This is a genomic window from Mycobacterium genavense ATCC 51234, assembly GCF_000526915.1.
Lineage (GTDB): Bacteria > Actinomycetota > Actinomycetes > Mycobacteriales > Mycobacteriaceae > Mycobacterium > Mycobacterium genavense.
The window spans coordinates 447,482-472,791 of sequence record NZ_JAGZ01000002.1 but is presented as its reverse complement, the minus strand read 5'-3'; the positions used below and the strand labels follow the sequence as shown (position 1 = coordinate 472,791).

The window sequence follows — 25,310 nt, the reverse complement described above, 5'->3', positions numbered from 1 at the left end:
GACAGGAGCGGTGTTGGTGACGAAAGCCCAACTGGTACTTGAGGACGGCCGCGTCTTCACCGGGAGGCCGTTCGGAATGATCGGCCAGACCCTGGGCGAGGCCGTCTTCTCCACCGGCATGTCGGGCTATCAGGAAACGCTGACCGATCCCAGCTATCACCGCCAGATCGTGGTGGCCACCGCGCCGCAGATCGGCAACACCGGCTGGAACGGCGAGGACGCCGAAAGCCGGGGCGACAAGATCTGGGTCGCCGGCTACGCGGTCCGCGACCCCTCGCCGCGCGCCTCCAATTGGCGTGCCACGTCGACGCTGGAGGACGAGCTGATCCGCCAGCACATCGTCGGGATCGCCGGCATCGACACCCGCGCCATGGTGCGTCATCTGCGCAGCCGGGGCTCGATGAAGGCCGGGGTGTTCTCCGGCGACGCGCTGGCCGAGCCGGACGAATTGCTGAACCGGGTGCGCGACCAGCAGCCGATGCTGGGCGCCGATCTGGCCGGCGAGGTCAGCACGCCCGCCGGCTATGTCGTGGCACCCGAAGGGTCGCAGCGCTTCACCGTCGCCGCCCTGGACCTGGGCATCAAGACCAACACCCCGCGCAACTTCGCCCGGCGCGGCATCCGCAGCCACGTGCTGCCGGCGTCGGCCACCTTCGCTCAGATCGCCGACATCAAACCGGACGGGGTGTTCCTGTCCAACGGGCCCGGCGACCCGGCCACCGCGGACCACGTCGTCGCGCTCACCCGCGAGGTGCTGGGCGCCGGAATTCCGTTGTTCGGCATCTGTTTCGGCAATCAGATCCTGGGCCGCGCGCTGGGACTGGCCACCTACAAGATGGTGTTCGGTCACCGCGGCATCAACGTCCCGGTCATCGACCACGCCACCGGCCGGGTCGCGGTGACGGCGCAGAATCACGGTTTTGCGCTGGAAGGCGAGGCCGGCCAGCGGTTCGACACGCCGTTCGGCCCGGCGATCGTCAGCCACACCTGCGCCAACGACGGAGTGGTAGAGGGTATCAAACTGCTTGACGTACGGGCATTTTCGGTGCAATACCACCCGGAAGCCGCCGCCGGCCCGCACGATGCGGAGTACCTGTTCGACGACTTCGTCGACCTGATGGCAGGCGGACGCTGATGCCCCGGCGGACTGATCTCAACCACGTGCTGGTGATCGGCTCCGGGCCGATCTTCATCGGTCAGGCCTGCGAGTTCGACTACTCGGGCACCCAGGCGTGTCGGGTGCTGCGCGCCGAGGGGCTGCAGGTCAGCCTGGTCAACTCCAACCCGGCCACGATCATGACCGACCCGGAGTACGCCGACCACACCTACGTCGAGCCCATCACCGCCGCCTTCGTGGAGAAGGTGATTGCCCAGCAGGCCGCGCGCGGCAACAAGATCGACGCGTTGCTGGCGACCCTCGGTGGGCAGACCGCGCTCAACACCGCGGTCGCGCTGTACGAGAACGGGGCGCTTCAGCGCCACGGTGTCGAGCTGATCGGGGCCGACTTCGACGCCATCCAGCGCGGCGAGGACCGCCAGATGTTCAAGGACATCGTCGCCAAGGTCGGCGGTGAATCCGCGCGCAGCCGTGTGTGTTTCACGTTCGACGAGGTCCGCGAGACGGTCGAGGAGGTTGGGCTCCCGGTCGTCGTGCGGCCCAGCTTCACGATGGGCGGGTTGGGTTCGGGCATCGCGCGCTCCATCGAGGAGCTCGAGCGGATGGCCGGCGCCGGGCTGGCCGCCAGCCCCAGCGCCAACGTGCTGATCGAGGAATCGATCTACGGCTGGAAGGAATTCGAGCTCGAGCTGATGCGCGACGGCCACGACAACGTCGTGGTGGTCTGCTCGATCGAGAACGTCGACCCGATGGGGGTGCACACCGGCGACTCGGTCACCGTCGCGCCGGCGATGACGCTGACCGACCGGGAGTACCAGCGGATGCGCGATCTGGGCATCGCGATCTTGCGTGAGGTCGGCGTCGACACCGGCGGCTGCAACATCCAGTTCGCCATCAATCCGGTCGACGGCCGGCCGATCGTCATCGAGATGAACCCGCGGGTATCCCGTTCAAGCGCACTGGCTTCCAAGGCGACCGGGTTCCCGATCGCCAAGATCGCCGCCAAGCTAGCCATCGGCTACACCCTGGACGAGATCGTCAACGACATCACCAAGGAAACGCCGGCCTGCTTCGAGCCCACCCTGGACTACGTCGTGGTCAAGGCGCCGCGGTTCGCGTTCGAGAAATTCCCCGGCGCCGACCCCACCCTGACCACCACGATGAAGTCCGTCGGCGAGGCGATGTCGCTGGGCCGCAACTTCGTCGAGGCGCTGGGCAAGGTGATGCGCTCACTGGAGACCGACCGCGCCGGCTTCTGGACGCAGCCCGACCCCGACGGCGACGTCGAGGACGTGCTGACCCGGCTGCGGACGCCGACCGAAGGCCGGCTCTACGACATCGAGCTGGCGTTGCGGCTGGGCGCGCCGGTGGAGCGGGTCGCCGAGGCCAGCGGGGTGGACCCGTGGTTCGTCGCGCAGATCGGCGAGCTGGTGGCGCTGCGCGCCGAGTTGTCCGGCGCACCCGTCCTTGATGCCGAGCTGCTGCGCCGCGCCAAGCACAGCGGGCTATCCGACCGCCAGATCGCTGCGCTGCGACCGGAATTGGCCGGCGAGGGCGGGGTGCGCTCGCTGCGCGAGCGCCTCGGCATCCACCCGGTGTACAAGACGGTGGACACCTGCGCGGCCGAGTTCGAGGCCAAGACGCCGTATCACTACAGCAGCTACGAACTCGACCTCGCCGCCGAGTCCGAGGTCGCCGCCCAGATCGAACGGCCCAAGGTGCTGATTTTGGGCTCGGGGCCGAACCGGATCGGGCAGGGCATCGAGTTCGACTACAGCTGCGTGCACGCGGCAACCACGTTGAGCCAGGCGGGTTTTGAGACCGTGATGGTCAACTGCAACCCCGAGACGGTGTCCACCGACTACGACACCGCCGACCGGCTCTACTTCGAGCCGCTGACCTTCGAGGACGTGCTGGAGGTGTTCCGGGCCGAAGCGGAGTCGGCCGGCGAGGGCCCGGGTGTGGTGGGCGTCATCGTGCAACTCGGCGGTCAGACCCCGTTGGGGCTGGCCCAGCGCCTCGCCGACGCCGGGGTTCCGATCGTGGGCACCCCGCCGGAGGCCATCGATTTGGCCGAGGACCGCGGCGCGTTCGGCGACGTGCTCAGTGCCGCGGGCCTGCGGGCGCCGAAGTACGGCACCGCAACGACTTTCGCGCAGGCGCGGCGGATCGCCGACGAGATCGGCTACCCGGTGATGGTGCGCCCGTCGTACGTGCTGGGCGGGCGCGGCATGGAGATCGTCTACGACGAGGCGACGCTGAAGAGCTACATCACCCGCGCCACCCAACTGTCGCCCGAGCACCCGGTGCTCGTCGACCGATTCCTCGAGGACGCCGTCGAAATCGACGTCGACGCCCTGTGCGACGGGGCCGAGGTGTACATCGGCGGCATCATGGAGCACATCGAGGAGGCCGGGATCCACTCCGGCGACTCCGCCTGCGCGCTGCCGCCGGTCACGCTGGGCCGCAGCGACATCGAGAAGGTGCGCAAGGCGACCGAGGCGATCGCGCACGGCATCGGGGTGGTCGGCCTGCTCAACGTGCAGTACGCGCTCAAAGACGACGTGCTCTACATGCTGGAGGCCAACCCGCGGGCCAGCCGTACCGTGCCGTTCGTGTCCAAGGCGACCGCGATCCCGCTGGCCAAGGCGTGTGCCCGGATCATGTTGGGCACCACCATTTCTCAGCTGCGCCGGGAGGGGATGCTGCCCGCCTCCGGCGATGGCGCCCAGGCCGCCCTGAACGCTCCGATCGCGGTCAAGGAGGCCGTGTTGCCGTTCCACCGGTTCCGCCGCGCCGACGGATCGGGCATCGACTCCCTGCTGGGCCCGGAGATGAAGTCGACCGGCGAGGTGATGGGGATCGACCGGGACTTCGGCACCGCGTTCGCCAAGAGCCAGACCGCGGCCTACGGCTCGTTGCCGGCGCGGGGCACCGTGTTCGTCTCGGTGGCCAACCGCGACAAACGTTCGCTGGTGTTCCCGGTCAAGCGGCTCTACGACTTGGACTTCCGCATCCTTGCCACCGAAGGGACTGCGGAGATGTTGCGCCGCAACGGAATTCCCTGTGACGAGGTGCGCAAGCACTTCGAGCCGCCGCAGCCCGGGCGCCCCGAGGTCTCGGCGGTCGAGGCGATCAAGGCGGGCGAGGTCGACATGGTGATCAACACGCCCTACGGGAATTCCGGCCCCCGCATCGACGGTTACGAAATCCGTTCCGTCGCGGTGTCGGCGAACATCCCGTGCGTGACGACCGTGCAGGGCGCGTCGGCCGCCGTGCAGGGCATCGAGGCCGGCATCCGCGGTGATATCGGGGTGCGGTCGCTGCAGGAGCTGCACAGCGTGATCGGACCCGGGAGCAGCAACCAATGACCGGGTTCGGCGTCCGGCTGGCCGAGGCCAAGGCGAGTCGCGGGCCGCTGTGCCTGGGCATCGACCCGCACCCGGAGCTGCTGCGGGCGTGGGACCTGCCGACCAGCGCCGACGGGGTGGCCAAGTTCTGCGACATCTGCGTGGCGGCGTTTTCCGGCTTCGCGGTGGTCAAGCCCCAGGTGGCGTTCTTCGAGTCCTACGGCTCGGCGGGCTACGCGGTGCTGGAGCGCACGATCGCCGCGCTGCGCGCGGCCGGGGTGCTGGTACTGGCCGACGCCAAACGCGGGGACATCGGGACCACGATGGCGGCCTACGCCGCGGCCTGGGCAGCCGATTCGCCGCTGGCCGCCGACGCCGTGACCGCGTCGCCCTATCTGGGATTCGGCTCGTTGCGCCCGCTGCTGGAGGCGGCCGCCGCACACGACCGCGGGGTGTTCGTGGTGGCGGCGAGCTCCAACCCGGAGGGCGCGACCGTGCAGCGGGCCACCTTCGACGGCCGCACGGTGGCACAGCTGGTCATCGACCAGGCCGCGGTGGTCAACCGGTCGTCGGCCCCGGACGAGCCCGGCTACGTCGGCGTGGTCGTGGGTGCGACGGTCTTCGAGGCGCCCGACGTCAGCGCGCTGGGCGGGCCGGTGCTGGTCCCGGGCGTCGGAGTCCAGGGCGGGCGTCCTGAGGCCCTGGCGGGCCTGGGCGGGGCCGCTCCGGGCCAGTTGCTGCCCGCGGTGGCCCGCGAGGTGCTGCGGGCCGGGCCGGGCGTCTCGCAGCTGCGGGCCGCGGCGGAGAAAATGCGGGACGCCGTCGCCTACCTCGGCGCCCAATAGCGGGGCCGTGTCGGGCCCCGGTTAACAGCGTCGGAAATTTTTCTCACCACCTTGCACCCGGCGACCTGGTGTTTGTCCGCGCCGCGACACGCGCGACACGCCATGGCAAATCGTGATACCCCGCACGGAGGCCTGCGGCTATCAGTCGGCCTCGTCGGCGACGGTCCGTCGGCCGGCCACCGACGCGGTGCCGTGACGGCACAAAACAGCAGGTAGAAGGCCTGTTCGGGGGCCGTTTCGCGAGGACGCGACGGCCGCCGGAGTGCCGGAGCGGGGAGCTGCTAGCGATGCCGAAGCCGGCCGCCGACGGCATCGGTGGGCGCCGCGCTAGCTGCGCATTTAACCTGTTAACCAGGGGGTCGGGTTAGATTTCGTCAGGAAGCGTGAGTACGGTCGTCTCCGCTGGGCCCAAGTACCCGGCAGAGACACGAGAATGATCTAGATACGGAGGAATCGTGGCCCTTCCCCAGTTGACCGACGAGCAGCGCGCGGCCGCGTTGGAGAAGGCGGCTGCCGCACGTCGAGCACGAGCAGAGCTGAAAGACCGTCTCAAGCGCGGTGGCACCAACCTGACCCAGGTGCTCAAGGACGCCGAGAGTGACGAAGTCCTGGGCAAGATGAAGGTGTCTGCGCTGCTTGAGGCGTTGCCGAAGGTGGGCAAGGTCAAGGCGCAGGAAATCATGACCGAGCTGGAGATCGCCCCGACCCGCCGCCTGCGCGGGCTCGGCGACCGCCAGCGCAAGGCCCTGCTGGAAAAGTTCGGCTCCGCCTAACCCGCCGACCATGCAGGCCGCTCGGCCTGTGGGCGCTCCAACCCAGGGGCGCCGGTGAACGTCGACGAGGGACCGGACGCCGAGCACCGCGCACATCCCGCGCCATCCGGCAAAGGGCGTGTGGTGGTGCTGTCCGGTCCCTCAGCGGTCGGTAAGTCAACAGTGGTCCGGTGCCTGCGCGAGCGGGTACCGGACCTGCACTTCAGCGTCTCGGCCACGACGCGGGCGCCGCGGCCGGGCGAGGTCGACGGCGTCGACTACCACTTCGTCAGTCCCGCCCGCTTTCAGCAACTCATCGACGAGGGCACGCTGCTGGAGTGGGCCGAAATCCACGGCGGGCTGCAGCGATCGGGCACCCCGGCGGCTCCGGTCCGGGCCGCGACCGAGGCGGGGTTTCCGGTGCTCATCGAGGTGGACCTGGCCGGCGCCAGGGCGATCAAACGGGCGATGCCGGAGGCCATCACCGTGTTCCTGGCCCCGCCCAGCTGGGCGGATCTGGAGGCCAGGCTGATCGGGCGGGGCACCGAAACGCCGGAGGACATGGCCCGCCGCCTGCAAACCGCCCGCGAGGAACTCGCAGCTCAACACGACTTCGACCAGGTCGTGGTCAACAGTCAATTGGAGTCTGCGTGCGCCGAATTGGTATCCTTGCTGGTGGGAAACGCGCCTGGTACGGCCTGAACCGACCGTCAGGCGCGATCGAGAATCAAAGTTTTCAGCAGTTTCAACCGCTCTTCAACGAGACCGAGCGCCAGGAGAAAGTCTTCAGTGAGTATTTCGCAGTCCGACGCGTCGCTGACCGCCGTGGACCAATTCGATCCGTCGTCCGGTGGGCAGCGCGCCTACGACACCCCGCTGGGCATTACCAACCCGCCGATCGACGAACTGCTCGACCGCGTCTCGAGCAAGTACGCGCTGGTGATCTACGCGGCCAAGCGCGCGCGGCAGATCAACGATTACTACAACCAGCTCGGCGAGGGCATCCTCGAGTACGTCGGTCCGCTGGTCGAGCCCGGTTTGCAGGAAAAGCCGCTCTCGATCGCGCTGCGCGAGATCCACGCCGACCTGCTCGAGCACACCGAGGGCGAGTAACGGGACGGGGCCCGACGTGGTGAGCCGCTTCAACGAAGAAGGACCGGCGTGGGTGAATCGCAAGCGGATCGTCGTCGGTGTCTCCGGGGGTATCGCCGCGTACAAGGCGTGCACTGTCGTCCGGCAGCTCGCCGAGGCCGGCCATGAGGTCCGCGTCATCCCGACCGAGTCCGCGTTGCGCTTCGTCGGCGCCGCCACGTTCGAGGCGCTGTCCGGCCAACCGGTGCACACAGGCGTCTTCACCGACGTCGCCGAGGTGCCGCACGTCCGGCTCGGCCAGCAGGCCGACCTGGTCGTGGTGGCACCGGCCACCGCCGACCTGTTGGCCCGCGCGGTGCATGGCCGCGCCGACGACCTGCTGACCGCGACGCTGCTCACGGCGCGATGTCCGGTGCTGTTCGCCCCGGCGATGCACACCGAGATGTGGTTACACCCGGCCACCGTTGACAACGTGGCGACTTTGCGCCGCCGCGGCGCTGTGGTGCTGGAACCGGCATATGGACGGCTCACCGGCACGGACAGCGGCAAAGGACGGCTGCCCGAGGCCGAAGAGATCACCACCCTGGCGCATCTGCTGCTGGAGCGAGGTGACGCGCTGCCCTACGACCTGGCCGGCCGCAAGCTGCTGGTGACCGCCGGCGGTACCCGCGAGCCGATCGATCCGGTCCGCTTCATCGGCAACCGCAGCTCCGGCAAGCAGGGCTACGCCGTCGCGCGGGTGGCCGCCCAGCGCGGTGCCGAGGTCACGCTGATCGCCGGCCACACCGCCGGGCTCGTCGATCCGGCCGGCGTGGAAGTCGTGCATATCAGCTCCGCCGCGCAGCTCGCCGACGCGGTGTCCAAGCACGCGCCGGCGGCCGATGTCCTGGTGATGGCCGCCGCGGTCGCCGACTTCCGGCCCGCGCGTGTTGCCGCCGCGAAGATCAAAAAGGGCCCGAACGACGCCGACGACGCGCCGACGATCGAGCTGGTGCGCAACGACGACGTGCTGGCCGGCGCGGTGCGCGCGCGAGCCCACGGCGAGTTGCCCAACATGCGGGCCATCGTCGGATTCGCCGCCGAGACCGGTGACGCCAACGGCGACGTGCTGTTGCACGCGCGAGCGAAGTTGCGCCGCAAGGGATGTGACCTGTTGGTGGTCAACGCGGTCGGCGAGGGCAGGGCGTTCGAGGTGGACAGCAACGACGGCTGGCTGCTGGCCTCCGACGGGACCGAGGCCGCGCTGCAGCACGGGTCGAAGACGCTGATGGCCAGTCGCATCGTCGACGCGATTGTCGCTTTTCTGCAGGGCGGCGCCGGCTAGCCCGCTCGAAGGGTCCGGCGGCAGGTTGCTAGAAAGGTTGCAATCACGACCGGCCTCGCCGGCTGTGCCACGAACACTTAAAATAATTTGTCTAACTAACATTTAGGCAAGACGGAAGGATGACGCGGTGAGCGAAAAGGGTCGGCTGTTTACCAGTGAGTCGGTGACCGAGGGGCATCCCGACAAGATCTGCGACGCGATCAGCGACTCGGTCCTCGACGCGCTGTTGGCGCAGGACCCCCGCTCGCGTGTCGCGGTGGAAACGCTGGTGACCACCGGGCAGGTGCACGTGGTCGGCGAGGTCACCACTACCGCTAAGGAGGCGTTCGCCGACATCACCAACACGGTGCGCGCGCGCATCCTCGACATCGGCTACGACCACTCCGACAAGGGCTTCGACGGGCTGACCTGCGGGGTGAACATCGGCATCGGCGCGCAGTCGCCCGACATCGCCCAGGGCGTCGACACCGCCCACGAGACCCGTGTCGAGGGCGCCGCGGACCCGCTGGACGCCCAGGGCGCCGGCGACCAGGGCCTGATGTTCGGCTACGCGATCAACGACACCCCCGAGCGGATGCCGCTGCCCATCGCGCTGGCCCACCGGCTGTCGCGCAAGCTGACCGAGGTCCGCAAGAACGGCACGCTGCCCTACCTGCGCCCGGACGGCAAGACCCAGGTCACCATCGCTTACGAGGACGACGTCCCGGTGCGGCTGGACACCGTGGTGGTCTCCACCCAGCACGCCGACGGCATCGACCTGGACAAGACGCTGGATCCCGACATCCGCCGGCACGTGTTGTCGACCGTGCTCGAGGAACTTGCCCACGACACCCTGGACTCGTCGGCGACGCGGGTACTGGTCAACCCGACGGGCAAGTTCGTCCTCGGCGGCCCGATGGGCGACGCCGGCCTGACCGGCCGCAAGATCATCGTCGACACCTACGGCGGCTGGGCCCGCCACGGCGGCGGCGCCTTCTCCGGCAAGGATCCGTCCAAGGTGGACCGCTCGGCGGCGTACGCGATGCGCTGGGTGGCGAAGAACATCGTCGCCGCCGGGCTGGCGGAGCGGGTGGAGGTGCAGGTGGCCTACGCCATCGGCAAGGCGGCCCCGGTCGGGCTGTTCATCGAGACGTTCGGCACCGCGACCGTCGACCCGGTCAAGATCGAGAAGATCGTGCCCGAGGTGTTCGACCTGCGGCCCGGCGCCATCATCCGCGACCTGGACCTGCTGCGTCCGATTTACGCGCAGACCGCCGCGTACGGGCACTTCGGCCGCACCGACGTCGAGCTGCCGTGGGAGCAGGAGAACAAGGTCGACGAGCTCAAACGCGCGATCTGATCTCCCAGGACGCCTCGTGTTTGGCCTGAGCCCACGCTAGGTGCTCGCCGCCGTCGACGGCGATCATCTGCCCGGTCAGCGACGGCGATTCGATCAGAAAGCGCGCGGTGCGGGCGATGTCGGCCGGCAAGATTCGGCGTCCCAGCGGCAGGCTGGACCAGTGCTCCTCGAATTGCTCCGGGCTCTGGCTGGTGTTCGGTAGGACCGGGCCGATGCCGTTCACCCGAATGCGCGGCGCCAGGCCCAGCGCCAGGCTTTGGGTCAGCGTCCACAGCGCGCCCTTGCTGGCGGTGTAGCTGACGGCGTGCGGGGTCAGGTTCCACACCGCCTGGTCGAGCAGGTTGACCACAGCACCATGCATGTCGTCGGGCAGTAACCGAGCGAATTGTTGGGTCAGCACGAACGGCGCCCGCAGGTTGATCGCCATGTGGCGATCCCAACTGGGCCGCGTCACGTCCAGCACGTCGTCGCTCTGGTAGACGCTGGCGTTGTTGACCAGGGTGTCGACCGAGCCGAGTCGCGTGATCGCCTCCGGCAGAATGGCTTCGACCGCCGCCTCGTCGGCCAGGTCGGCCTGGATCAGCGCCGTGCGCCGACCCAGCGAACCGATCTCCATGGCCAGCGTCTCGGAGTCCACCCAGGACGATGAAAGTGGATGGCGACGTCGTAGCCGCCCCGAGCCAACTCGAGCGCAATCGCGCGGCCGATGCGTTTGGCGGCGCCAGTGACCAACGCAGTCTTCGTCATCCGCGTGACATCCCTAAACTCGGGCCGCATCCCGCGACAGTCCAGGTCCCTCTGGCAAACAGATGCTAGTGGGTGCGCGCCCGCGGTGCGCGATATTCGGGACTGTTCGGCAGCGGATGGTCGGGGTCCAGTGCGGCCAGCCCGTCGATGCTGTGTCGATTGCGGTCGGCCAGGCGGGCGAACTTTTCGTGGCCGGCTTTGGCGTGATAGGCGGCGAGCACCGGTCGTTCGTCGACGAGTTCGTAGTAGGGAACCGAGAATCCGCAGGCGTCGGCGATCCGCTCGACGTCGATGACGATCGCGGCCCGCACGCCGGGCGGCGGGTGCCCGAAATGCGTTAGCAATTCGGTGAATTCGGCGTCATCCGGGCGCACCGCCCGCCCGGTACCGAACAGTCGCAGGATTCGTGAATTGCGGGTGAACGAACAGAACATGACGGTGATACGGCCGTTGTCGCGCAGGTGCGCGATCGTTTCCACGCCGCTGCCGAACAGATCGAGGTAGGCCACCCGGTGATCGTCGAGCACCGCGAAGGTATCGCGATATCCCTTGGGGGAGAGGTTGCTTCGTTCTCCCTCGGCAGGGGCGGTGGCGACGAAGAACATGGCCTGGCCGTCGATGAATTCCCGCAGCGACTCGTCGAGTCGGGAAAACACCTTGGCCATGCGTTTCTGCCTAGCGGCCGGTGAATCGGTAGTCGTCGAGGTCGAATCGGCGGCTGCGCCAGTACGCCTCCATCGTGGTGGCCGGGCGCAGCGGCACGTCACAGTTCTTGTCGAAGTAGTAGCTGTTGGCCAGTCGGCAGCTGTCCTGCCAGAAGATCTGCCGGTGCCGCTTGCGCATCATCTCGGCGAAGTAGCGGCTGTTGGCTGTGAGATCTCGGCCGGGGTGGGCGGCCAATAGATCCGAACCGGAATGTCGACGAGGTCGCCGTGACAGACCGTCCGGTCTTCGATCCGCAGGTCCGGCAACAACTCCGGCGGCACCTTGAGCCGCTCGCGGGCGGGGGCGACCCCGGCGTCGGCGTCGAACCCCTGCGGGAACAGATCGAGCAACGCCTTGAACGTCGGGTCGATCTCGGGACGGGCGTCGGTGGGCTCAATCATTCGTCCACCGTACGCCCGTTGTTCACCTGTGCAGCGCATCCCGTAACGCGGCGAGCCCCCGATCCGCCCCGGCCGTGGCGGCGGGAACCACGCCCGCATAGCCGAGGTAGCCGTGCACCATCGTCTCGGCATTGTGCACCTCGGCGGGCACGTCCGGGGCGGCCAGCAGCTTGCCGTAGCTGATGCCGTCGTCGCGTAGCGGGTCGTAGCCGGCGACGCCGATGTAGGCCGGCGGCAGGCCGGCCAGGTTCGTCGCCCGCCCTGGGGCCATGCGGACGGGCGGGTTGGACAGGTCGACATCGCCTGCGTACCAACGGGAGAACTGCGCGATGGCCCGGGTGTCGAGAATCGGCGCGCTGGCGTTCTCGGCGAACGACGGCAGCGACTGGTCCCACAGCACGGAGGGATACCACAACAGCTGGAACACAATCGGCGGCCCACCCTCGTCGCGGCTCTGCTGAGCGATCACGGCCGCGATGTTGCCGCCCGCCGAATCCCCGGCGACGGCCAGCCGGGCGGTGTCGGCGCCCAGCTCGGCGCCGTGCTCGGCCACCCACAGCGTTGCGGCCCAAGCGTCTTCGACGGCAGCCGGATACGGGTGCTCGGGCGCCAACCGGTAGTCGACGGACACCACGATCGCCTCGGCGCCCACCGCGTGCTGACGGGCGGTGCCGTCGTGGGTGTCCAGGTCGCCGATCACGAAGGCGCCGCCGTGGAAGTAGACGACGACAGGCAGCATGGCATCACCGGAATCCGTTGGCGGCCAATAGATACTGATGGCGACGGCACCGGCGGGGCCGTCGATGGTGCGATCCTCGACGCGCAGCTGGGGGTGCACCGGCCGGCGCGGCAGATCGCGGAACCGCTGGCGCGCAGCATCGATGCCGTCGTCGGTGGATAGCCGGAACGGAACCGCGTCGAGTACCTTCAGCAAGATGGGGTCGATAGGAGGTTTCTCGTCGGCTTTGTCGAAGCTGGGCATGGAGGTACCGTACGCACCCCGCGTGCTGGCCGGCTGCTGGGTGGCGGCCTGCTGGGCGGGCATCGGCTACGGCGTGTTCTTGACCGTGGTCGCGGTGCAATCCCGGCCGGGCACCGAGCTCACCGGACACTGGCTGCTGCAGCCGCCGTTCAAGGCGTCGATGGCGTTGCTGCTGACCGTCGCCGCGTGCGCGCATCCGATCGTCAGCGAGCGGCGCTAGCTGATGCCCGCGATGCTGCTGTCGGCCACCGGCGATTGGCTGCTGGCGATCCCGTGGTGGACCATGTCGTTGGTCTTGGGGCTGGCGGCATTTCTGTGAGCGCACCTGTGCATCATGGGCGCGCTGGCGCCGTTGGTGGTCAGGGAGTCGCTGTCGCGAGTTCGCATCGCGCTGATGGCGGCCCTGTGCGGGGCGGCGATCGCCCTGCTGGTGTGGTTCTGGCCGCACCTGAGTGCGCAGAACCTGACGATCCCGGTGACGGTGTACGTCGTCGTGCTGACCGCGATGGCGTGCACGGCGATCGCCGCGCGGCTGCCGACGATCTGGGTGCCGGTGGGGGCGGTGTGCTTCATGGCGTTGGACGCGATGATCGCGATCGGTCGCTTCATCCTGGGCAACGAGGCGCTGGCGGTGCCGATCTGGTGGCTCTACTCCGCGGCGCTGATCCTGATCACGGCGGGGTTCTTCTTCGGTCGAGACGAGGCCGCCGGCAATGACCGCGAGCCTGCCGAAGGCTGACTGTCGGTGGTCACCGCTACGCTGTGGCCACGGACGGTAATCATGTTGACTGGCAACACCTTTGGTGATTCGCGGTGAGCGGCGCGGGCACACCACTCGAGGTCGAACCGATCGCCCGGGTGCTACTGATGTTGTCGGTACCGCATCTGGACCGCGAGTTCGACTATCTGGTGTCGGCCGAGCAATCCGACGACGCGCAGCCCGGCGTGCGGGTGCGGGTCCGGTTCCACGGCCGCCTGGTCGACGGGTTCGTGCTGGAGCGGCGCAACGACACCGACCACGTCGGCAAGCTGGGCTGGCTGGACCGCGTGGTGTCCGCCGAACCGGTGCTGACCCCGGAAATCCGCCGGCTCGTCGATGCCGTCGCGGCGCGTTATGCCGGAACCCGAGCGGACGTGTTGCGGCTGGCCATCCCGGCCCGGCACGCCAGGGCGGAGCGGGAACCCACCGCGGTCGGGCCGCCGCCGCAGGTGGCGCCCGTCGACCCGGCCGGCTGGCAGGGGTACGGCCGCGGCGACCAATTCCTGACCGCGCTGGCCGAGGCGCGGGCCGCCCGTGCCGTCTGGCAGGCGCTGCCGGGGGAGCGGTGGGAGGAGCGGTTCGCCGAGGCCGCCGCGCAGACCCTGTGCGCCGGGCGCTCGGCGCTGGCGATCGTGCCCGACCAGCGGGACCTGGACGCGCTGTGGGCGGCCGCGACCGCCCGGATCGACGAGGGCAGCGTGGTCGCATTGTCGGCGGGCCTGGGACCGGCCGCGCGCTACCGGCGCTGGCTGGCGGCGCTGCGGGGCCAGGCGCGGCTGGTGATCGGCACGCGCAGCGCGGTTTTCGCGCCGCTGACCGACCTGGGGCTGGTCCTGGTCTGGTCCGACGCCGACGACAGCCTGGCCGAGCCGCGGGTGCCCTACCCGCACGCCCGTGAGGTGGCGATGCTGCGCGCGCATCAGGCCCGGTGCGCCGCGCTGATCGGCGGCTACGCCCGCACCACCGAGGCGCACGCCCTGGTGCGCAGCGGCTGGGCGCACGACATCGTCGCGGCGCGGCCGGTGGTGCGGGCCCGCACGCCCCGGGTGGTCGCTCTCGACGACACCGGCTACGCATACGAACGCGACCCGGCGGCGCGCTCGGCGCGGATTCCGTCCATCGCACTGCGCGCCGCCCGCTCCTCGCTCGAGGCGGGGGCGCCGGTGCTGGTGCAGGTGCCGCGCCGCGGTTACGTGCCGTCGCTGGCCTGCGGCCGCTGCCGCGCGATCGTCCGGTGCCGGCATTGCACGGGGCCCCTCTCACTGACCGAGTCGTCGCGGGAGCGGGGCCCCGGGGCGGTGTGCGGGTGGTGCGGACGGGCCGAGCCGGCGTTGCGGTGTGCGCGGTGTGGGTCGGATGCGGTACGCGCGGTGGTGGTCGGGGCCCGGCGCACCGCCGAGGAGCTGGGCCGCGCCTTTACCGGCACGAAGGTCATCACCTCGGCGGGCGATGCGATCGTGGCCGAGGTCGCCGCGTACCCGGCCCTGGTGGTGGCCACGCCGGGCGCCGAACCCCGCGCGGTGGGCGGCTACGGCGCGGCGCTGCTGCTGGACACCTGGGCGCTGTTGGGCCGCCAGGATCTACGCGCCGCCGAGGACGCGCTGTGGCGCTGGATGAGCGCCGCGGCGCTGGTGCGGCCCCGCGGCCACGGTGGCGTGGTGACGGTGATCGCCGAATCGTCCATTCCCACCGTGCAATCGCTGATCCGCTGGGATCCGGTGGGCCATGCGGATGCCGAGCTGACGGCGCGCGCCGAGGTCGAGTTGCCGCCGAGTGTGCACATGGCCGCCATCGACGGCAGCACCGAAGCGGTGACGGCATTGCTCGACGAGGTGGCACTGCCCGACGGTGCCGAGCAGCTCGGCCCGGTCGACCTGCCGCCGGGCGTGCGTCGCCCGCCGGGCACCCCGCCGGGCGTGTCGGTGATCCGGATGCTGGTGCGGGTCCGGCGTGACCAGGGCCTGGCGTTGGCGGCGAGCCTGCGCCGCGGTGTCGGAGTGCTCAGCGCCCGGCAAACCCACGAACCTGCCCGGGTGCAGATCGACCCCCCGCAAATCGGTTAGATCGGGACCACCGGGCGCACTCTCGTCGCGCGCGACCGGTGACCCGGGCTACTATCATGCCGCTGAACTGTTGTGATGCTCCCAATCGGCGCGTCCGGACGTGCCGCACAGCGGCCGGCCACCGGCCGGGCAGCAATTTCCCGTTCGGCTGTGCAGATTGCCTACCGCAGCGATAGTATGCATGAGCACAGCGATAGTATGCATGAGCAATAGTGCCTTTCTATGACATTCGTAGGCCGTGCACTGCGATCGCTTTAGCCCGCGGCGGCCCGGAACGGGCTCTGGAAAGGAAGCCGGGATGTCCACGGACAACATGATGGAAGCCAGCGAGTCGCTCGATGCCATCACCGACGCGTTGCTGACCGCGTCGCGGTTGCTGGTCAGCCTGTCGGCCCGGTCGATCGGTCAGGTCGACGAGAACATCACCATCGCGCAGTTCCGCACCCTGGTGATCCTGTCCAACCGGGGACCGGTCAACCTGGCCACGCTGGCCAGCCTGCTGGGCGTGCAACCGTCGGCCACCGGACGCATGGTCGACCGGCTCGTCGCCGCGGGGCTGATCGATCGGCTACCGCACCCGACGTCCCGGCGCGAGCTGATCGCCGCCTTGACCAAGCGTGGCCGGGAGGTGGTGCGCCGCGTCACCGCCTACCGGCGGGCGGAAATCGCCGCCATCGTGGAAAAGATGCCGGTGGCCGAGCGACACGGCCTGGTGCGGGCGCTGACCGCCTTCACCGCGGCCGGCGGAGAGCCCGACGCCATCCTGGACATCGAGCTCTGAGCGGCCCGTCAGCGCTTTTCCCCGGTGAACAGTAGGTATTCCCACCGCATGGTGCCGTCGGTCAGGTACTGCGCGGCGAGTTCGACGAGTTGCGCGTCGAGTTCGGCGGCCAGCACCCGGTCGTGGCCGATGTTCGCGTAGGCCTCGATGGTCGGGCCGTAGTGGTTCTTGAAGTACTCGTGAACCGCTGTGGCACAGTCGAATCGGTTGACTTCCAACAGGCCCCGCACCACGGTGACCCGACCGATCGGCTCGCCCAGCAGTCCCGCGAGGTAGCGTTCGCGTCCCCACAGCGCCGCCGGTGGCACGGCCGGTGAGAGGCTCGGCCGGTAGGGCCGGATGGCGGCCAGCATGCGACCGAAGAAACCTTCCGGGGTCCAGCTGATCAGGCCGATCGTCCCGCCCGGCCGGCAGACGCGCACCAGCTCGCCGGCCGCCAGCCGGTGGTTCGGCGCGAACTGCACGCCGATCGCCGACATCACCACGTCGAACTCGTTGTCGGCGAACGGCAGCGCATGGGCGTTGGCCTCCCGGTACTCCAGCGTCAGCCCCTGTGCGGCGGCCCGTGCCCGAGACCGTTGCAACAGTTCCGGTGTGAGGTCGGTGGACACCACGGCGGCACCCGTGCCGGCCGCGGGAAGCGAGATATTGCCCGAGCCCGCGGCGACATCGAGCACTCGGACACCGGGCCCAATGCCGGTGGCGGACACCAGGATCGGGCCCAGCGGTGCCATTACTTCCTCGGCCATCAGCGCGTAATCGCCGAGGGCCCACATGGCGCGGTGGGTCGCGGCAAGATCGTCGGGCATGGTCACGTCGAGAGTCATCAGTCCTCCTGGGGAGTGGGTTAGAGCTGCGCACCCGACCTCGTTGTCTCCGGCACAACTATATGCAGTAGCAATAGTATACATAGGCAATTGTCTGCCCGCCCGGCGGCTCGCGCGGCCGGGCCGGATCCGGTGCTTCATAGACTGTGCCGGTGCGTCTCGTCTTCGCCGGCACCCCCGAACCCGCGCTGCCTGCGCTGCGCCGTCTGATCGAGGCGCCCGGCCACGACGTCGTGGCGGTGCTGACCCGGCCCGATGCCGCGTCCGGGCGCCGCGGCAAGCCGGAACCGTTCCCGGTGGCCCGCGAGGCACTCGACCGCGGCATCCCGGTGTTGCGGCCGTCGCGGCCGAACTCACCGGAGTTCGTCGCCGAACTGGCCGAGTTCGCCCCGGACTGCTGCCCGGTGGTGGCCTACGGTGCGCTGCTGCGCGACGCCCTGCTCGCGGTGCCCCCGCGCGGCTGGATCAACCTGCACTTCTCGCTGCTGCCGGCCTGGCGCGGCGCGGCGCCGGTGCAGGCCGCCATCGTCGCGGGGGACACCATCACGGGGGCGACGACGTTTCGGATCGAGCCCAGCCTGGACTCCGGACCCGTCTACGGCGTGGTGACCGAGACGATCCGGCCGACCGATACCGCAGGCGATCTGCTTGAACGACTTGCCATTTCGGGTGCGGCGCTGTTGTCGGCCACGCTGGACGGCATTGCCGACGGGACCCTGACACCGCGACCGCAACCGGCCGACGCCGTCAGCATCGCTCCCAAGATCACCGTCGAGGAGGCCCGGGTGCGCTGGGACCTGCCGGCCGCGGTGATCGAGCGCCGGATCCGCGCGGTCACCCCCAACCCCGGGGCCTGGACGATGATCGACGACCTGCGGATCAAACTGGGACCGGTACAGATCGACACGGACACTCCAGAGTCGTTGCCGCCCGGCGCAATTCAGGTGGACCGCAAGAACGTGCGGATCGGCACCGGCTCGGAACCGGTGCGGCTGGGCCAGATTCAGCCCCCCGGCAAGAAACTCATGAACGCCGTCGACTGGGCGCGCGGCGCCCGGCTGGACGCCGCCGCACGGGCCTCATGAGCCCGGCCCCGAAACAGCGCCGGCCGCCCAAACGGCGCAAGCCACTGGATCCCGCCCGCGCCGCCGCCTTCGAGGTGCTCCGCGCGGTCGGCGAGCGCGACGCGTACGCCAACCTGGCCCTGCCGGCGCTGCTACGCGACCGGGGCATCACCGGGCGCGACGCGGCGTTCGCCACCGAGCTCACCTACGGCACCTGCCGCACTCGTGGCCTGCTCGACGCGGTCATCGGCGCGGCTGCCGGGCGCCCGCCGGAGGCGATCAACCCGGTGCTGCTCGATCTGCTGCGGATGGGCACCTATCAATTGCTGCGCACCCGGGTCGGCGCGCACGCCGCGGTGTCGACCACCGTCGAACAGGCCGGGGTCGAATTCGATTCGGCGCGAGCAGGTTTCGTCAACGGCGTGCTGCGGACCATCTCCGGGCGCGACGAGAGCTCCTGGGTCGCCGAACTGGCGCCCGATCCGGCGCGCGATCCGATCGGGCACGCCGCGTTCGTGCACGCCCACCCGCGTTGGATCGCGCAGGCCTTCGCCGACGCGCTGGGCCCGGACGCCGGCGAGCTCGACGCCGTGCTGACCAGCGACGACGAGCGACCCCAGGTACACCTGGCCGCGCGCCCGGGCGTGCTGAGCGCGGCGGCGCTGGCCGAGGCCGTCGGCGGCACGCCCGGCCGCTACTCGCCGTACGCGGTGTATCTGCCCGGCGGCGATCCGGGACAGCTGGCGCCGGTGCGCGAGGCCCGGGCGATCGTGCAGGACGAGGGCAGCCAGTTGGTGGCCCGCGCGCTGACGCTGGCGTCCGTCGACGACGACACCGGCCGCTGGCTCGACCTGTGCGCCGGTCCGGGCGGCAAGACCGCGCTGCTGGCCGCCCTGGCCGTCGAGCACGGCGCCCGGGTCACCGCGGTCGAGCCGGCGCCGGGCCGCGCGGACCTGGTCGTCGAGAACACCCGCGGGCTCGACGTCGACGTGGTGCGGGTCGACGGGCGCGCGACCGGCTTCGAGCCGGGCTTCGACCGGGTGCTCGTCGACGTGCCCTGCACCGGGCTGGGCGCCTTGCGGCGCCGCCCCGAGGCGCGGTGGCGCCGGCAGCCGTCCGACGTGCCCGCGCTGACCAAGCTGCAGCGCGAACTGCTGGCCGCCGCGATCGCGCTGACCCGCCCCGGCGGCGTGGTGCTCTACTCGACCTGCTCGCCGCATCTGGCCGAGACGGTGGGGGTGGTGGCCGACGCGCTGCGCCGTCATCCGGTGCAGGCCTTGGATACTCGGCCGCTGTTCGCGCCCGCCGAGCTCGGCGAGGGACCCCATGTGCAGCTGTGGCCGCACCGGCACGGCACCGATGCGATGTTCGCCGCGGCGTTGCGCCGCGTGGCGGGGTAGCCCCTCGGCGACACGACCGGCCTGTGCGCCGCCGCGCTGCGTCGCCTGGATGACCCTCAGTAATGTGGCGCACATGGCTGGCAGCACCGGTGGACCCCTGATAGCCCCGTCGATCCTGGCCGCCGATTTCGCCCGGCTCGCCGACGAGGCGGCGGCCGTGACTGGCGCCGACTGGCTGCACGTCGACGTGATGGACGGCCACTTCGTGCCCAACCTGACGATCGGGCTGCCGGTGGTGGAGAGCCTGCTGGCCGCCACGAGCATCCCGATGGACTGCCACCTGATGATCGACAACCCGGACCGGTGGGCCCCGCCGTACGCCGAGGCCGGCGCCTACAACGTCACGTTCCACGCCGAGGCGACCGAGAACCCGACCGGGGTGGCCCGCGACATTTGGGCCGCGGGCGCCAAGGCGGGGATCAGCGTCAAGCCGGGAACTCCGCTGGAGCCGTATCTGGAAATCCTGCCGCAGTTCGACACCCTGCTGATCATGTCGGTCGAACCGGGCTTCGGCGGTCAGAGCTTCATCCCGGAGGTGCTGAGCAAGGTCCGCATCGTGCGCAAGATGGTCGACGCGGGGGAGTTGACGATCCTGGTCGAGATCGACGGCGGCATCAATGCCGACACGATCGAGGAGGCCGCCGAGGCCGGAGTCGACTGCTTCGTCGCCGGTTCGGCGGTCTACGGCGCGGCCGACCCGAAGGCCGCGATCGAGGCGCTGCGACGTCAGGCCGGCGCCGCGTCCCCGCATCTACGGCAGTGAGCGCCGCACCCGTTGAGAACCTCGACGCCGCAATGCGTTTGGCGATCGAGCAGTCGAATCTGGTCAAGGGCGGCACCTACCCGAATCCGCCGGTCGGGGCGGTGATCCTGGATGCCGGCGGCACGGTGGTCGGCGTCGGGGGCACCGAGCCGGCCGGCGGCGACCACGCCGAGGTGTTGGCACTGCGCCGGGCCGGCGCCCTGGCGGCCGGGGGAACCGCGGTGGTCACGCTGGAGCCGTGCAACCACTACGGCAAGACGCCGCCGTGCGTGAACGCCCTGATCGACGCCGGCGTGCGGACGGTCGTTTACGCCGTCACCGATCCGAACGAGGTCGCGGCGGGCGGCACGGCCCGGCTCTCGGAAGCGGGCGTGCAGGTGACGGCCGGCGTGCTGGCCGAGGAGGTCGCCGGCGGACCGCTGCGCGAGTGGCTGCACAAGCAGCGGACCGGAATGCCGCATGTGACATGGAAATACGCCAGCAGCCTCGACGGTCGCAGCGCCGCCGCCGACGGCACCAGCCGGTGGATCTCCAGCGAGGCCGCGCGGTTGGACCTGCACCGCCGCCGCGCCGCCGCCGACGCGATCGTCGTCGGGACCGGCACCGTGCTGGCCGACGATCCGGCGCTGACCGCCCGGCTGCCCGACGGCTCGCTCGCCGAGAAGCAACCGTTGCGCGTCGTGGTCGGGATGCGCGAAATACATTCCGAGGCAAAGGTTCTCAACGACGATTCGCGCACCATGGTGATTCGCACCCGTGAACCGTTGGAGGTGCTCAAGGCGCTCTCGGACCGCACCGACGTGTTGCTGGAGGGCGGTCCCACCCTGGCGAGTGCGTTCCTGCGAGAAGAGGCGATCGACCGGATCCTGACCTACGTCGCACCGATCCTGCTGGGTGGACCGGTCACCGCGGTCGGCGACATCGGCGTGCCGACCATCACCCGGGCGTCGCGGTGGCGCTTCGACGGCGCCGACCGGGTCGGCCCGGATCTGCTGCTCAGCCTGGTGCCACAGCGCGGCTAGCGTTCGCCCAACGCGACGGGTTCCTGCTCGGCGACTGCCGGCTCCTCGGCGTGCTCCTTGCGGCTGCCGAGCAGCAGACCCAGCAGCGCTCCCACCACGCAGATGACGACGGTGGCCGCGAAGATGTCGCCGTACATCAGGGCGAACGCCTTCAGGTACAGGGTGGCCTGGGCCGCGATGCGTTCCAGCAGCGTCGCGTCGGGCGGGATCTGCGCCGACAGCCCCGCGATGATCTGGTTGAAGCGGTACAGCCCCCAGGCGCTCAGCGCCGCGACGCCGATCAGCATGCCCGTCATCCGGGCGACCACCACCGCCGCGGAGGCGATGCCGTGCTGGGCCGACGGCACCACCCGCAGCGCGGCCGAGGTCAGCGGGCCGATCACCAGGCCCAGGCCCAGTCCGGCGACCAGCAGGTCGGTGTGGACCAGCGGCAGGCTGACTCCGAACAGGTCGTGATGCTGGGTCATCACGTCCATCCGCCAGTAGTGGATCAGCCAGTACCCGTAGGCCGCGATCAGCAGCCCGACGAACGTCGTCGCCCGGTCGCCGATCCGGGTCGCGATGAAACCGCCCACCACCGCCCCGATCGGCAGCGCGATCAGAAACCACAGCAGCAGACCGGCGGCCTGCGCCTGGGACATCTGCAGCACGCCCTGGCCGAACAGTTCGACGTTGACCAGGGTCACCATCAGCGCGGCACCGGCGGCCACGGAGGCGCCGAGCGCGGCCAAGAACGGCCGGAAGTGCACCCCGGTGGGTTCGATGAGCCGGGTGCGGGAGAAGCGCTCCCAGAGGATGAACACCACCCCGACCACCACGGCGCCGATCACCAGCGGCAGCCCGTAGCTGGGCAGGATCGTCTTGCCGTCGGGCGCCGGGTTGTACAGCCCGATGACCGCCAGGCCCAGCGCGACGGCCAGCACCACGCCGCCGACCACGTCGACCCGTTCCGGCTCCTCGGCGCGTTGGTGCGCCGGCAGGCTGAACTGGATCATCACCATCGCGATCAGGGTCATCGGCACGTTGATCCAGAACACGTAGCGCCAGTCGTGGAACAACCAGACGATGAAGATCCCGTACAGCGGGCCTAGCACGCTGCCGAGCTCCTGGGCGGCACCGATGCCGCCCAGCACGCTGGCGCGGTTGCGCTGCGCCCACAGATCGGCGCCCAGGGCCAGCGTGACCGGCAGCAGCGCGCCGCTGGCGATGCCCTGGACGGTACGGCCGGCGACCAGCAGGTGGAAGTCGCCCCAATGGCCGGCCAGCGCGGTGATCACCGAGCCGACGATGAACAACGCCAGGCTGATCTGCAGCACCAGCTTGCGGCCGAAGCGATCGGAGGCCCGGCCCAGCAGCGGCATCGCCGCGATGTAGCCCAGCAGGTACAGCGTGATGATCCAGGTGATGCGCTGCAGCTGGTTAACCGGGATGTGAACGTCGCTCATGATGTCGCGCATGATCGTCACGACGACGTAGGCGTCCAACGCGCCCAGCAGTACGGCGAGGCTGCCCGCGCCGATCGCGATTCCGCGTCCTGCTCGCATGCTCATCAGCTCACCGGGGGCTTGGTGACGGTGACCGGCTTACCCCAGTCCGACAGCGTCACCCTGACGGAGTTGCCCTGGCTCTTCTCCAGGTTGGCCTGCACCAGCTGGTGGTCGCCGCTCTCCTGAATCCACACGGTGGCCGGGACGGGCTGCGAGGCGGCCAGGCTCGGGATGATCTTGTTCACCGCGTCCGGGGCGACCTTCCCGCTGATCTTGATGGTGCTCTGGCCGTTGATCGTTTCGCGGCTCTCGGCCTTGGCGTCGGTGAAGTTCGCCAGCACGTTGCCCAGGCCGGCGTCCGGGCTCAGCAGCACCGAGACGTCGTAGACGTCGGAGGCCTTGCCGAAGTCGCTCCACTTGTTCGGGGTCAGCGTCGCGTAGAGCACCGAGTCGTAGACCACGAAGTTGGCGTCGATGTCGGAGCCCGCCATCGACAGCTGCGCGTTGCCCGACGCGGCGGTGCTGGGGACGGTGGTCAGGTCGCCGGTCAGCTTCTTGATCGGCAGCCCGGGAATCTTGCCCTGCGTCGACAGCACCAGGTGCACGCTCTTGACGGTCTTGGTGACGTCGGCGGACTGCTTGACCAGCGTGGTGGCGTCGGGCAACGGGCCGCCGCTGTACTTCGAACCCGACGAGCAGCCCGCGATCAGGGCGGTGGCGAGGGTCAGGGAAGCGAGGACGGCCGTGAGTCGGCGTGTCTGCATACCGTGCATCGTAGAGGAGCGCGATGACCGGACTCCGGAACGCGGGGCCTGTCCGGCCCTGCGACGAGGGCGTTTCGCGTGTCGGTCGTGGCCGCTCACCAGGCAAAGCGCCGGCGAATTAGCCTGATGGAATGTTCACCGGAATAGTCGAGGAACTCGGCGAGGTCACCGGCCGCGACATGCTCGCCGACGCCGCCCGACTGACCATCCGCGGCCCCGTCGTCACCGCCGACGCCGGGCACGGGGATTCGATCGCCGTCAACGGGGTGTGCCTGACGGTCGTCGAGCTGCTCGCCGACGGCCAATTCACCGCCGACGTGATGGCCGAGACCGTGGACCGGTCCAACCTGGGTGGGTTGCAGGTCGGCAAGCGGGTCAACCTGGAGCGCGCCGCCGCGGTCAACGGCCGGCTCGGCGGGCACATCGTGCAGGGGCACGTCGACGGCACCGGGCAGGTGGTGGCCCGCACACCGTCGGAGCACTGGGAAGTGGTGCGCATCGAGATGCCCGCCGCCGTCGCCCGCTATGTCGTCGAGAAGGGGTCGATCACCGTCGACGGGATCTCGTTGACGGTCTCGGGCCTCGGCGCGCAGCCGCGGGACTGGTTCGAGGTCTCGCTGATCCCGACCACCCGGGAGCTGACCACCCTGGGCAGCGCGCCGGTCGGCACCCAGGTGAACCTCGAAGTCGACGTGATCGCCAAGTACGTCGAGCGGCTGATGACCGCAAGAAATCAATGAGGGCCGCGGCTGCAATCGTCACCTTGGTCTGCGCGGCGTCGCTATGCGGGGCGGGTGCCGCTCGTGCCGACGCGAACCAGGAACAAGAGGCGTGTCAGCTGATGGATGATCCCGCCGGCCACGATTTGGGTTATCTGCCCGCCGAATACGCCTTCATGGTGTTGCGCGCCAAGATGACGGCCGGCCAGGCCCGAAACGTGATCTCGCTGGCGACCCAGGACTTCTGCCCCAATCACGTCATCGACCTGCCCGCCGGCTGGCGATAGAAGCGAAACCCGCTCTACCGCAAGCGAATCCAGCGCCTCGGCGGGAGTGTGGATAGTTGCCGACGAGCAGGTGCGGGTGCGGTGATCCGTCGGCCTGATGCGCCTCTTCGGGCGATCCCCGGCGGCGATATTGCCCCGGGCGAAAGATTTCATTTTGGTAACAATAGTCACGATCCCACTACACCATGGCGACACGCCTGTTCTAAATCCCCGCGCAGCCGTTTGCAGGTCCATACTCATCGCATAGGCCGGCCGCCTGTACTAGCGAAGGAGCTGCAGAAATGTCCGTCGAGAGGTTGGCCGAGGCCGTCTACGAAGACCTCGCCTTTGAAGCGGTGGCGACGCTCGCCGGCCGCAAGGCCGAAGCGCAATCGCGGGCGGTGTGGAGCCGGGAAGTCAACGACACCACGCTGACGATCGTCGAGCACCGGGTGCGCGACTACACCAGTTACGAGTTGGTCGGCGACGACGGGCGCGACGTGTCGCTCGGGCGGTTTTCCAGCTACCCGGCGGCCACTGCCGCGGTCAGCAAGTGGACGCATTTCATCGAGGCTGGTGGTTCGGTCGGCCGGTGGCTGGCCCACTACGCGGTCGACTGCGGCGGCGGCGTCGTGATCCAGATGCCGATGCGGCGCGGCGTGTAGCAGTTCCGGCACAGGCCACGGGTGCAGTGCCGCTTCCAGGTTCGGCGCTATCGATCGTCATGAGCTGAACGAGTC

At 69.7% G+C, this 25,310-nt stretch carries 23 protein-coding genes and 3 pseudogenes; 18 read left to right on the top strand and 8 right to left on the bottom strand.

Annotated features, from left to right (window positions below):
- Positions 1 to 16: 16 nt before the first annotated feature.
- From carA to metK, 8 genes are all read left to right on the top strand, one after another.
- Positions 17 to 1,135 carry a glutamine-hydrolyzing carbamoyl-phosphate synthase small subunit gene (gene carA / locus T428_RS0106885; RefSeq protein ID WP_036467455.1) on the top strand — a complete coding sequence of 373 codons (1,119 nt, stop codon included), beginning with the start codon at positions 17 to 19 and terminating at the stop codon, positions 1,133 to 1,135.
- Complete coding sequence (gene carB, locus T428_RS0106880; protein WP_025735898.1) at positions 1,135 to 4,488, top strand: carbamoyl-phosphate synthase large subunit; 3,354 nt, start codon at positions 1,135 to 1,137, stop codon at positions 4,486 to 4,488. Before carA ends, carB begins: the two co-directional genes overlap by 1 nt.
- Positions 4,485 to 5,312, top strand: coding sequence for an orotidine-5'-phosphate decarboxylase (gene pyrF / locus T428_RS0106875; RefSeq protein ID WP_025735897.1), 828 nt, complete (start codon positions 4,485 to 4,487; stop codon positions 5,310 to 5,312). The genes carB and pyrF overlap by 4 nt, the downstream gene beginning before the upstream one ends.
- Before the next feature lie 455 nt (positions 5,313 to 5,767).
- Positions 5,768 to 6,085, top strand: a complete 318-nt coding sequence (gene mihF / locus T428_RS0106870) for an integration host factor, actinobacterial type (protein WP_003407240.1) — start codon at positions 5,768 to 5,770, stop codon at positions 6,083 to 6,085.
- 54 nt (positions 6,086 to 6,139) lie between these two features.
- Positions 6,140 to 6,766 (top strand): guanylate kinase, encoded by a 627-nt coding sequence (gene gmk, locus T428_RS0106865; RefSeq protein ID WP_025735896.1) that lies wholly within the window; start codon positions 6,140 to 6,142, stop codon positions 6,764 to 6,766.
- Between the two features lie 87 nt (positions 6,767 to 6,853).
- Entirely contained in the window at positions 6,854 to 7,177 is a 324-nt protein-coding gene (rpoZ, locus tag T428_RS0106860) for a DNA-directed RNA polymerase subunit omega (RefSeq protein ID WP_025735895.1), read from the top strand.
- A gap of 52 nt (positions 7,178 to 7,229) precedes the next feature.
- The gene (coaBC, locus tag T428_RS0106855) at positions 7,230 to 8,480 is read left to right on the top strand and encodes a bifunctional phosphopantothenoylcysteine decarboxylase/phosphopantothenate--cysteine ligase CoaBC (RefSeq protein ID WP_025735894.1); all 1,251 of its coding nucleotides are present in this window, start codon (positions 7,230 to 7,232) and stop codon (positions 8,478 to 8,480) included.
- Between the two features lie 127 nt (positions 8,481 to 8,607).
- The gene (gene metK / locus T428_RS0106850) at positions 8,608 to 9,819 is read left to right on the top strand and encodes a methionine adenosyltransferase (RefSeq protein WP_025735893.1); all 1,212 of its coding nucleotides are present in this window, start codon (positions 8,608 to 8,610) and stop codon (positions 9,817 to 9,819) included.
- On the opposite strand, the gene T428_RS26210 is transcribed toward metK, so the two are convergent.
- From T428_RS26210 to T428_RS0106825, 5 genes and pseudogenes are all read right to left on the bottom strand, one after another.
- Positions 9,803 to 10,456, bottom strand: coding sequence for an SDR family oxidoreductase (locus T428_RS26210; RefSeq protein ID WP_211243897.1), 654 nt, complete (start codon positions 10,454 to 10,456; stop codon positions 9,803 to 9,805). The genes metK and T428_RS26210 overlap by 17 nt on opposite strands.
- 175 nt (positions 10,457 to 10,631) lie before the next feature.
- Entirely contained in the window at positions 10,632 to 11,231 is a 600-nt protein-coding gene (locus T428_RS0106840; protein ID WP_025735892.1) for a pyridoxamine 5'-phosphate oxidase family protein, read from the bottom strand.
- Between the two features lie 10 nt (positions 11,232 to 11,241).
- Positions 11,242 to 11,436 (bottom strand): annotated as a pseudogene (locus T428_RS31785) (NAD(P)/FAD-dependent oxidoreductase); the annotation flags it as partial.
- Positions 11,437 to 11,456: 20 nt separating this feature from the next.
- Positions 11,457 to 11,672, bottom strand: a pseudogene (locus tag T428_RS0106830) (alpha/beta hydrolase); the annotation flags it as partial.
- Positions 11,673 to 11,694: 22 nt separating this feature from the next.
- A complete protein-coding gene (locus T428_RS0106825; protein ID WP_025735890.1) occupies positions 11,695 to 12,654 on the bottom strand; it encodes an alpha/beta hydrolase in 960 nt (319 codons plus the stop codon).
- On the opposite strand from T428_RS0106825, the pseudogene T428_RS26205 reads away from it, so the two are divergent.
- The 3 genes and pseudogenes from T428_RS26205 to T428_RS0106805 all read left to right on the top strand — a co-directional run bounded on the left by T428_RS26205 (position 12,653) and on the right by T428_RS0106805 (position 16,258).
- Positions 12,653 to 13,393: pseudogene (locus tag T428_RS26205) on the top strand (lysoplasmalogenase). The gene T428_RS0106825 and the pseudogene T428_RS26205 sit on opposite strands and share 2 nt — an antisense overlap.
- Before the next feature lie 128 nt (positions 13,394 to 13,521).
- A complete protein-coding gene (locus T428_RS0106810; RefSeq protein WP_025735888.1) occupies positions 13,522 to 15,477 on the top strand; it encodes a primosomal protein N' in 1,956 nt (651 codons plus the stop codon).
- A gap of 298 nt (positions 15,478 to 15,775) precedes the next feature.
- The gene (locus T428_RS0106805; RefSeq protein ID WP_025735887.1) at positions 15,776 to 16,258 is read left to right on the top strand and encodes a MarR family transcriptional regulator; all 483 of its coding nucleotides are present in this window, start codon (positions 15,776 to 15,778) and stop codon (positions 16,256 to 16,258) included.
- 8 nt (positions 16,259 to 16,266) lie between these two features.
- Here T428_RS0106805 and T428_RS0106800 read toward each other — a convergent pair whose 3' ends face one another.
- Entirely contained in the window at positions 16,267 to 17,085 is an 819-nt protein-coding gene (locus T428_RS0106800) for a class I SAM-dependent methyltransferase (RefSeq protein WP_025735886.1), read from the bottom strand.
- A 152-nt stretch (positions 17,086 to 17,237) separates the two neighbouring features.
- On the opposite strand from T428_RS0106800, the gene fmt reads away from it, so the two are divergent.
- The 4 genes from fmt (at position 17,238) to ribD (ending at position 21,334) form a co-directional block, all read left to right on the top strand.
- A complete protein-coding gene (fmt, locus tag T428_RS0106795) occupies positions 17,238 to 18,170 on the top strand; it encodes a methionyl-tRNA formyltransferase (RefSeq protein ID WP_025735885.1) in 933 nt (310 codons plus the stop codon).
- Positions 18,167 to 19,549 carry an RsmB/NOP family class I SAM-dependent RNA methyltransferase gene (locus T428_RS0106790; protein ID WP_025735884.1) on the top strand — a complete coding sequence of 461 codons (1,383 nt, stop codon included), beginning with the start codon at positions 18,167 to 18,169 and terminating at the stop codon, positions 19,547 to 19,549. Before fmt ends, T428_RS0106790 begins: the two co-directional genes overlap by 4 nt.
- 73 nt (positions 19,550 to 19,622) lie before the next feature.
- Positions 19,623 to 20,312, top strand: coding sequence for a ribulose-phosphate 3-epimerase (gene rpe, locus T428_RS0106785; RefSeq protein ID WP_036467278.1), 690 nt, complete (start codon positions 19,623 to 19,625; stop codon positions 20,310 to 20,312).
- On the top strand, positions 20,309 to 21,334 hold the full coding sequence (gene ribD, locus T428_RS0106780; RefSeq protein WP_025735882.1) for a bifunctional diaminohydroxyphosphoribosylaminopyrimidine deaminase/5-amino-6-(5-phosphoribosylamino)uracil reductase RibD: 1,026 nt from the start codon (positions 20,309 to 20,311) through the stop codon (positions 21,332 to 21,334). Before rpe ends, ribD begins: the two co-directional genes overlap by 4 nt.
- On the opposite strand, the gene T428_RS0106775 is transcribed toward ribD, so the two are convergent.
- Both T428_RS0106775 and T428_RS0106770 read right to left on the bottom strand, forming a co-directional pair.
- The gene (locus tag T428_RS0106775; RefSeq protein WP_025735881.1) at positions 21,331 to 22,878 is read right to left on the bottom strand and encodes an MFS transporter; all 1,548 of its coding nucleotides are present in this window, start codon (positions 22,876 to 22,878) and stop codon (positions 21,331 to 21,333) included. The two genes, ribD and T428_RS0106775, sit on opposite strands and share 4 nt — an antisense overlap.
- A gap of 5 nt (positions 22,879 to 22,883) precedes the next feature.
- Positions 22,884 to 23,585: an LppX_LprAFG lipoprotein gene (locus tag T428_RS0106770; protein WP_025735880.1), complete on the bottom strand. Its 702-nt coding sequence runs from the start codon at positions 23,583 to 23,585 to the stop codon at positions 22,884 to 22,886.
- A 131-nt stretch (positions 23,586 to 23,716) separates the two neighbouring features.
- Here T428_RS0106770 and T428_RS0106765 point away from each other — a divergent pair, with 131 nt between their 5' ends.
- From T428_RS0106765 to T428_RS0106755, 3 genes are all read left to right on the top strand, one after another.
- Positions 23,717 to 24,325, top strand: a complete 609-nt coding sequence (locus T428_RS0106765; RefSeq protein WP_025735879.1) for a riboflavin synthase — start codon at positions 23,717 to 23,719, stop codon at positions 24,323 to 24,325.
- A 101-nt stretch (positions 24,326 to 24,426) separates the two neighbouring features.
- Entirely contained in the window at positions 24,427 to 24,591 is a 165-nt protein-coding gene (locus T428_RS34155; RefSeq protein ID WP_245604816.1) for a hypothetical protein, read from the top strand.
- 281 nt (positions 24,592 to 24,872) lie between these two features.
- Complete coding sequence (locus T428_RS0106755; protein ID WP_156942877.1) at positions 24,873 to 25,235, top strand: hypothetical protein; 363 nt, start codon at positions 24,873 to 24,875, stop codon at positions 25,233 to 25,235.
- Positions 25,236 to 25,310: the final 75 nt, after the last annotated feature.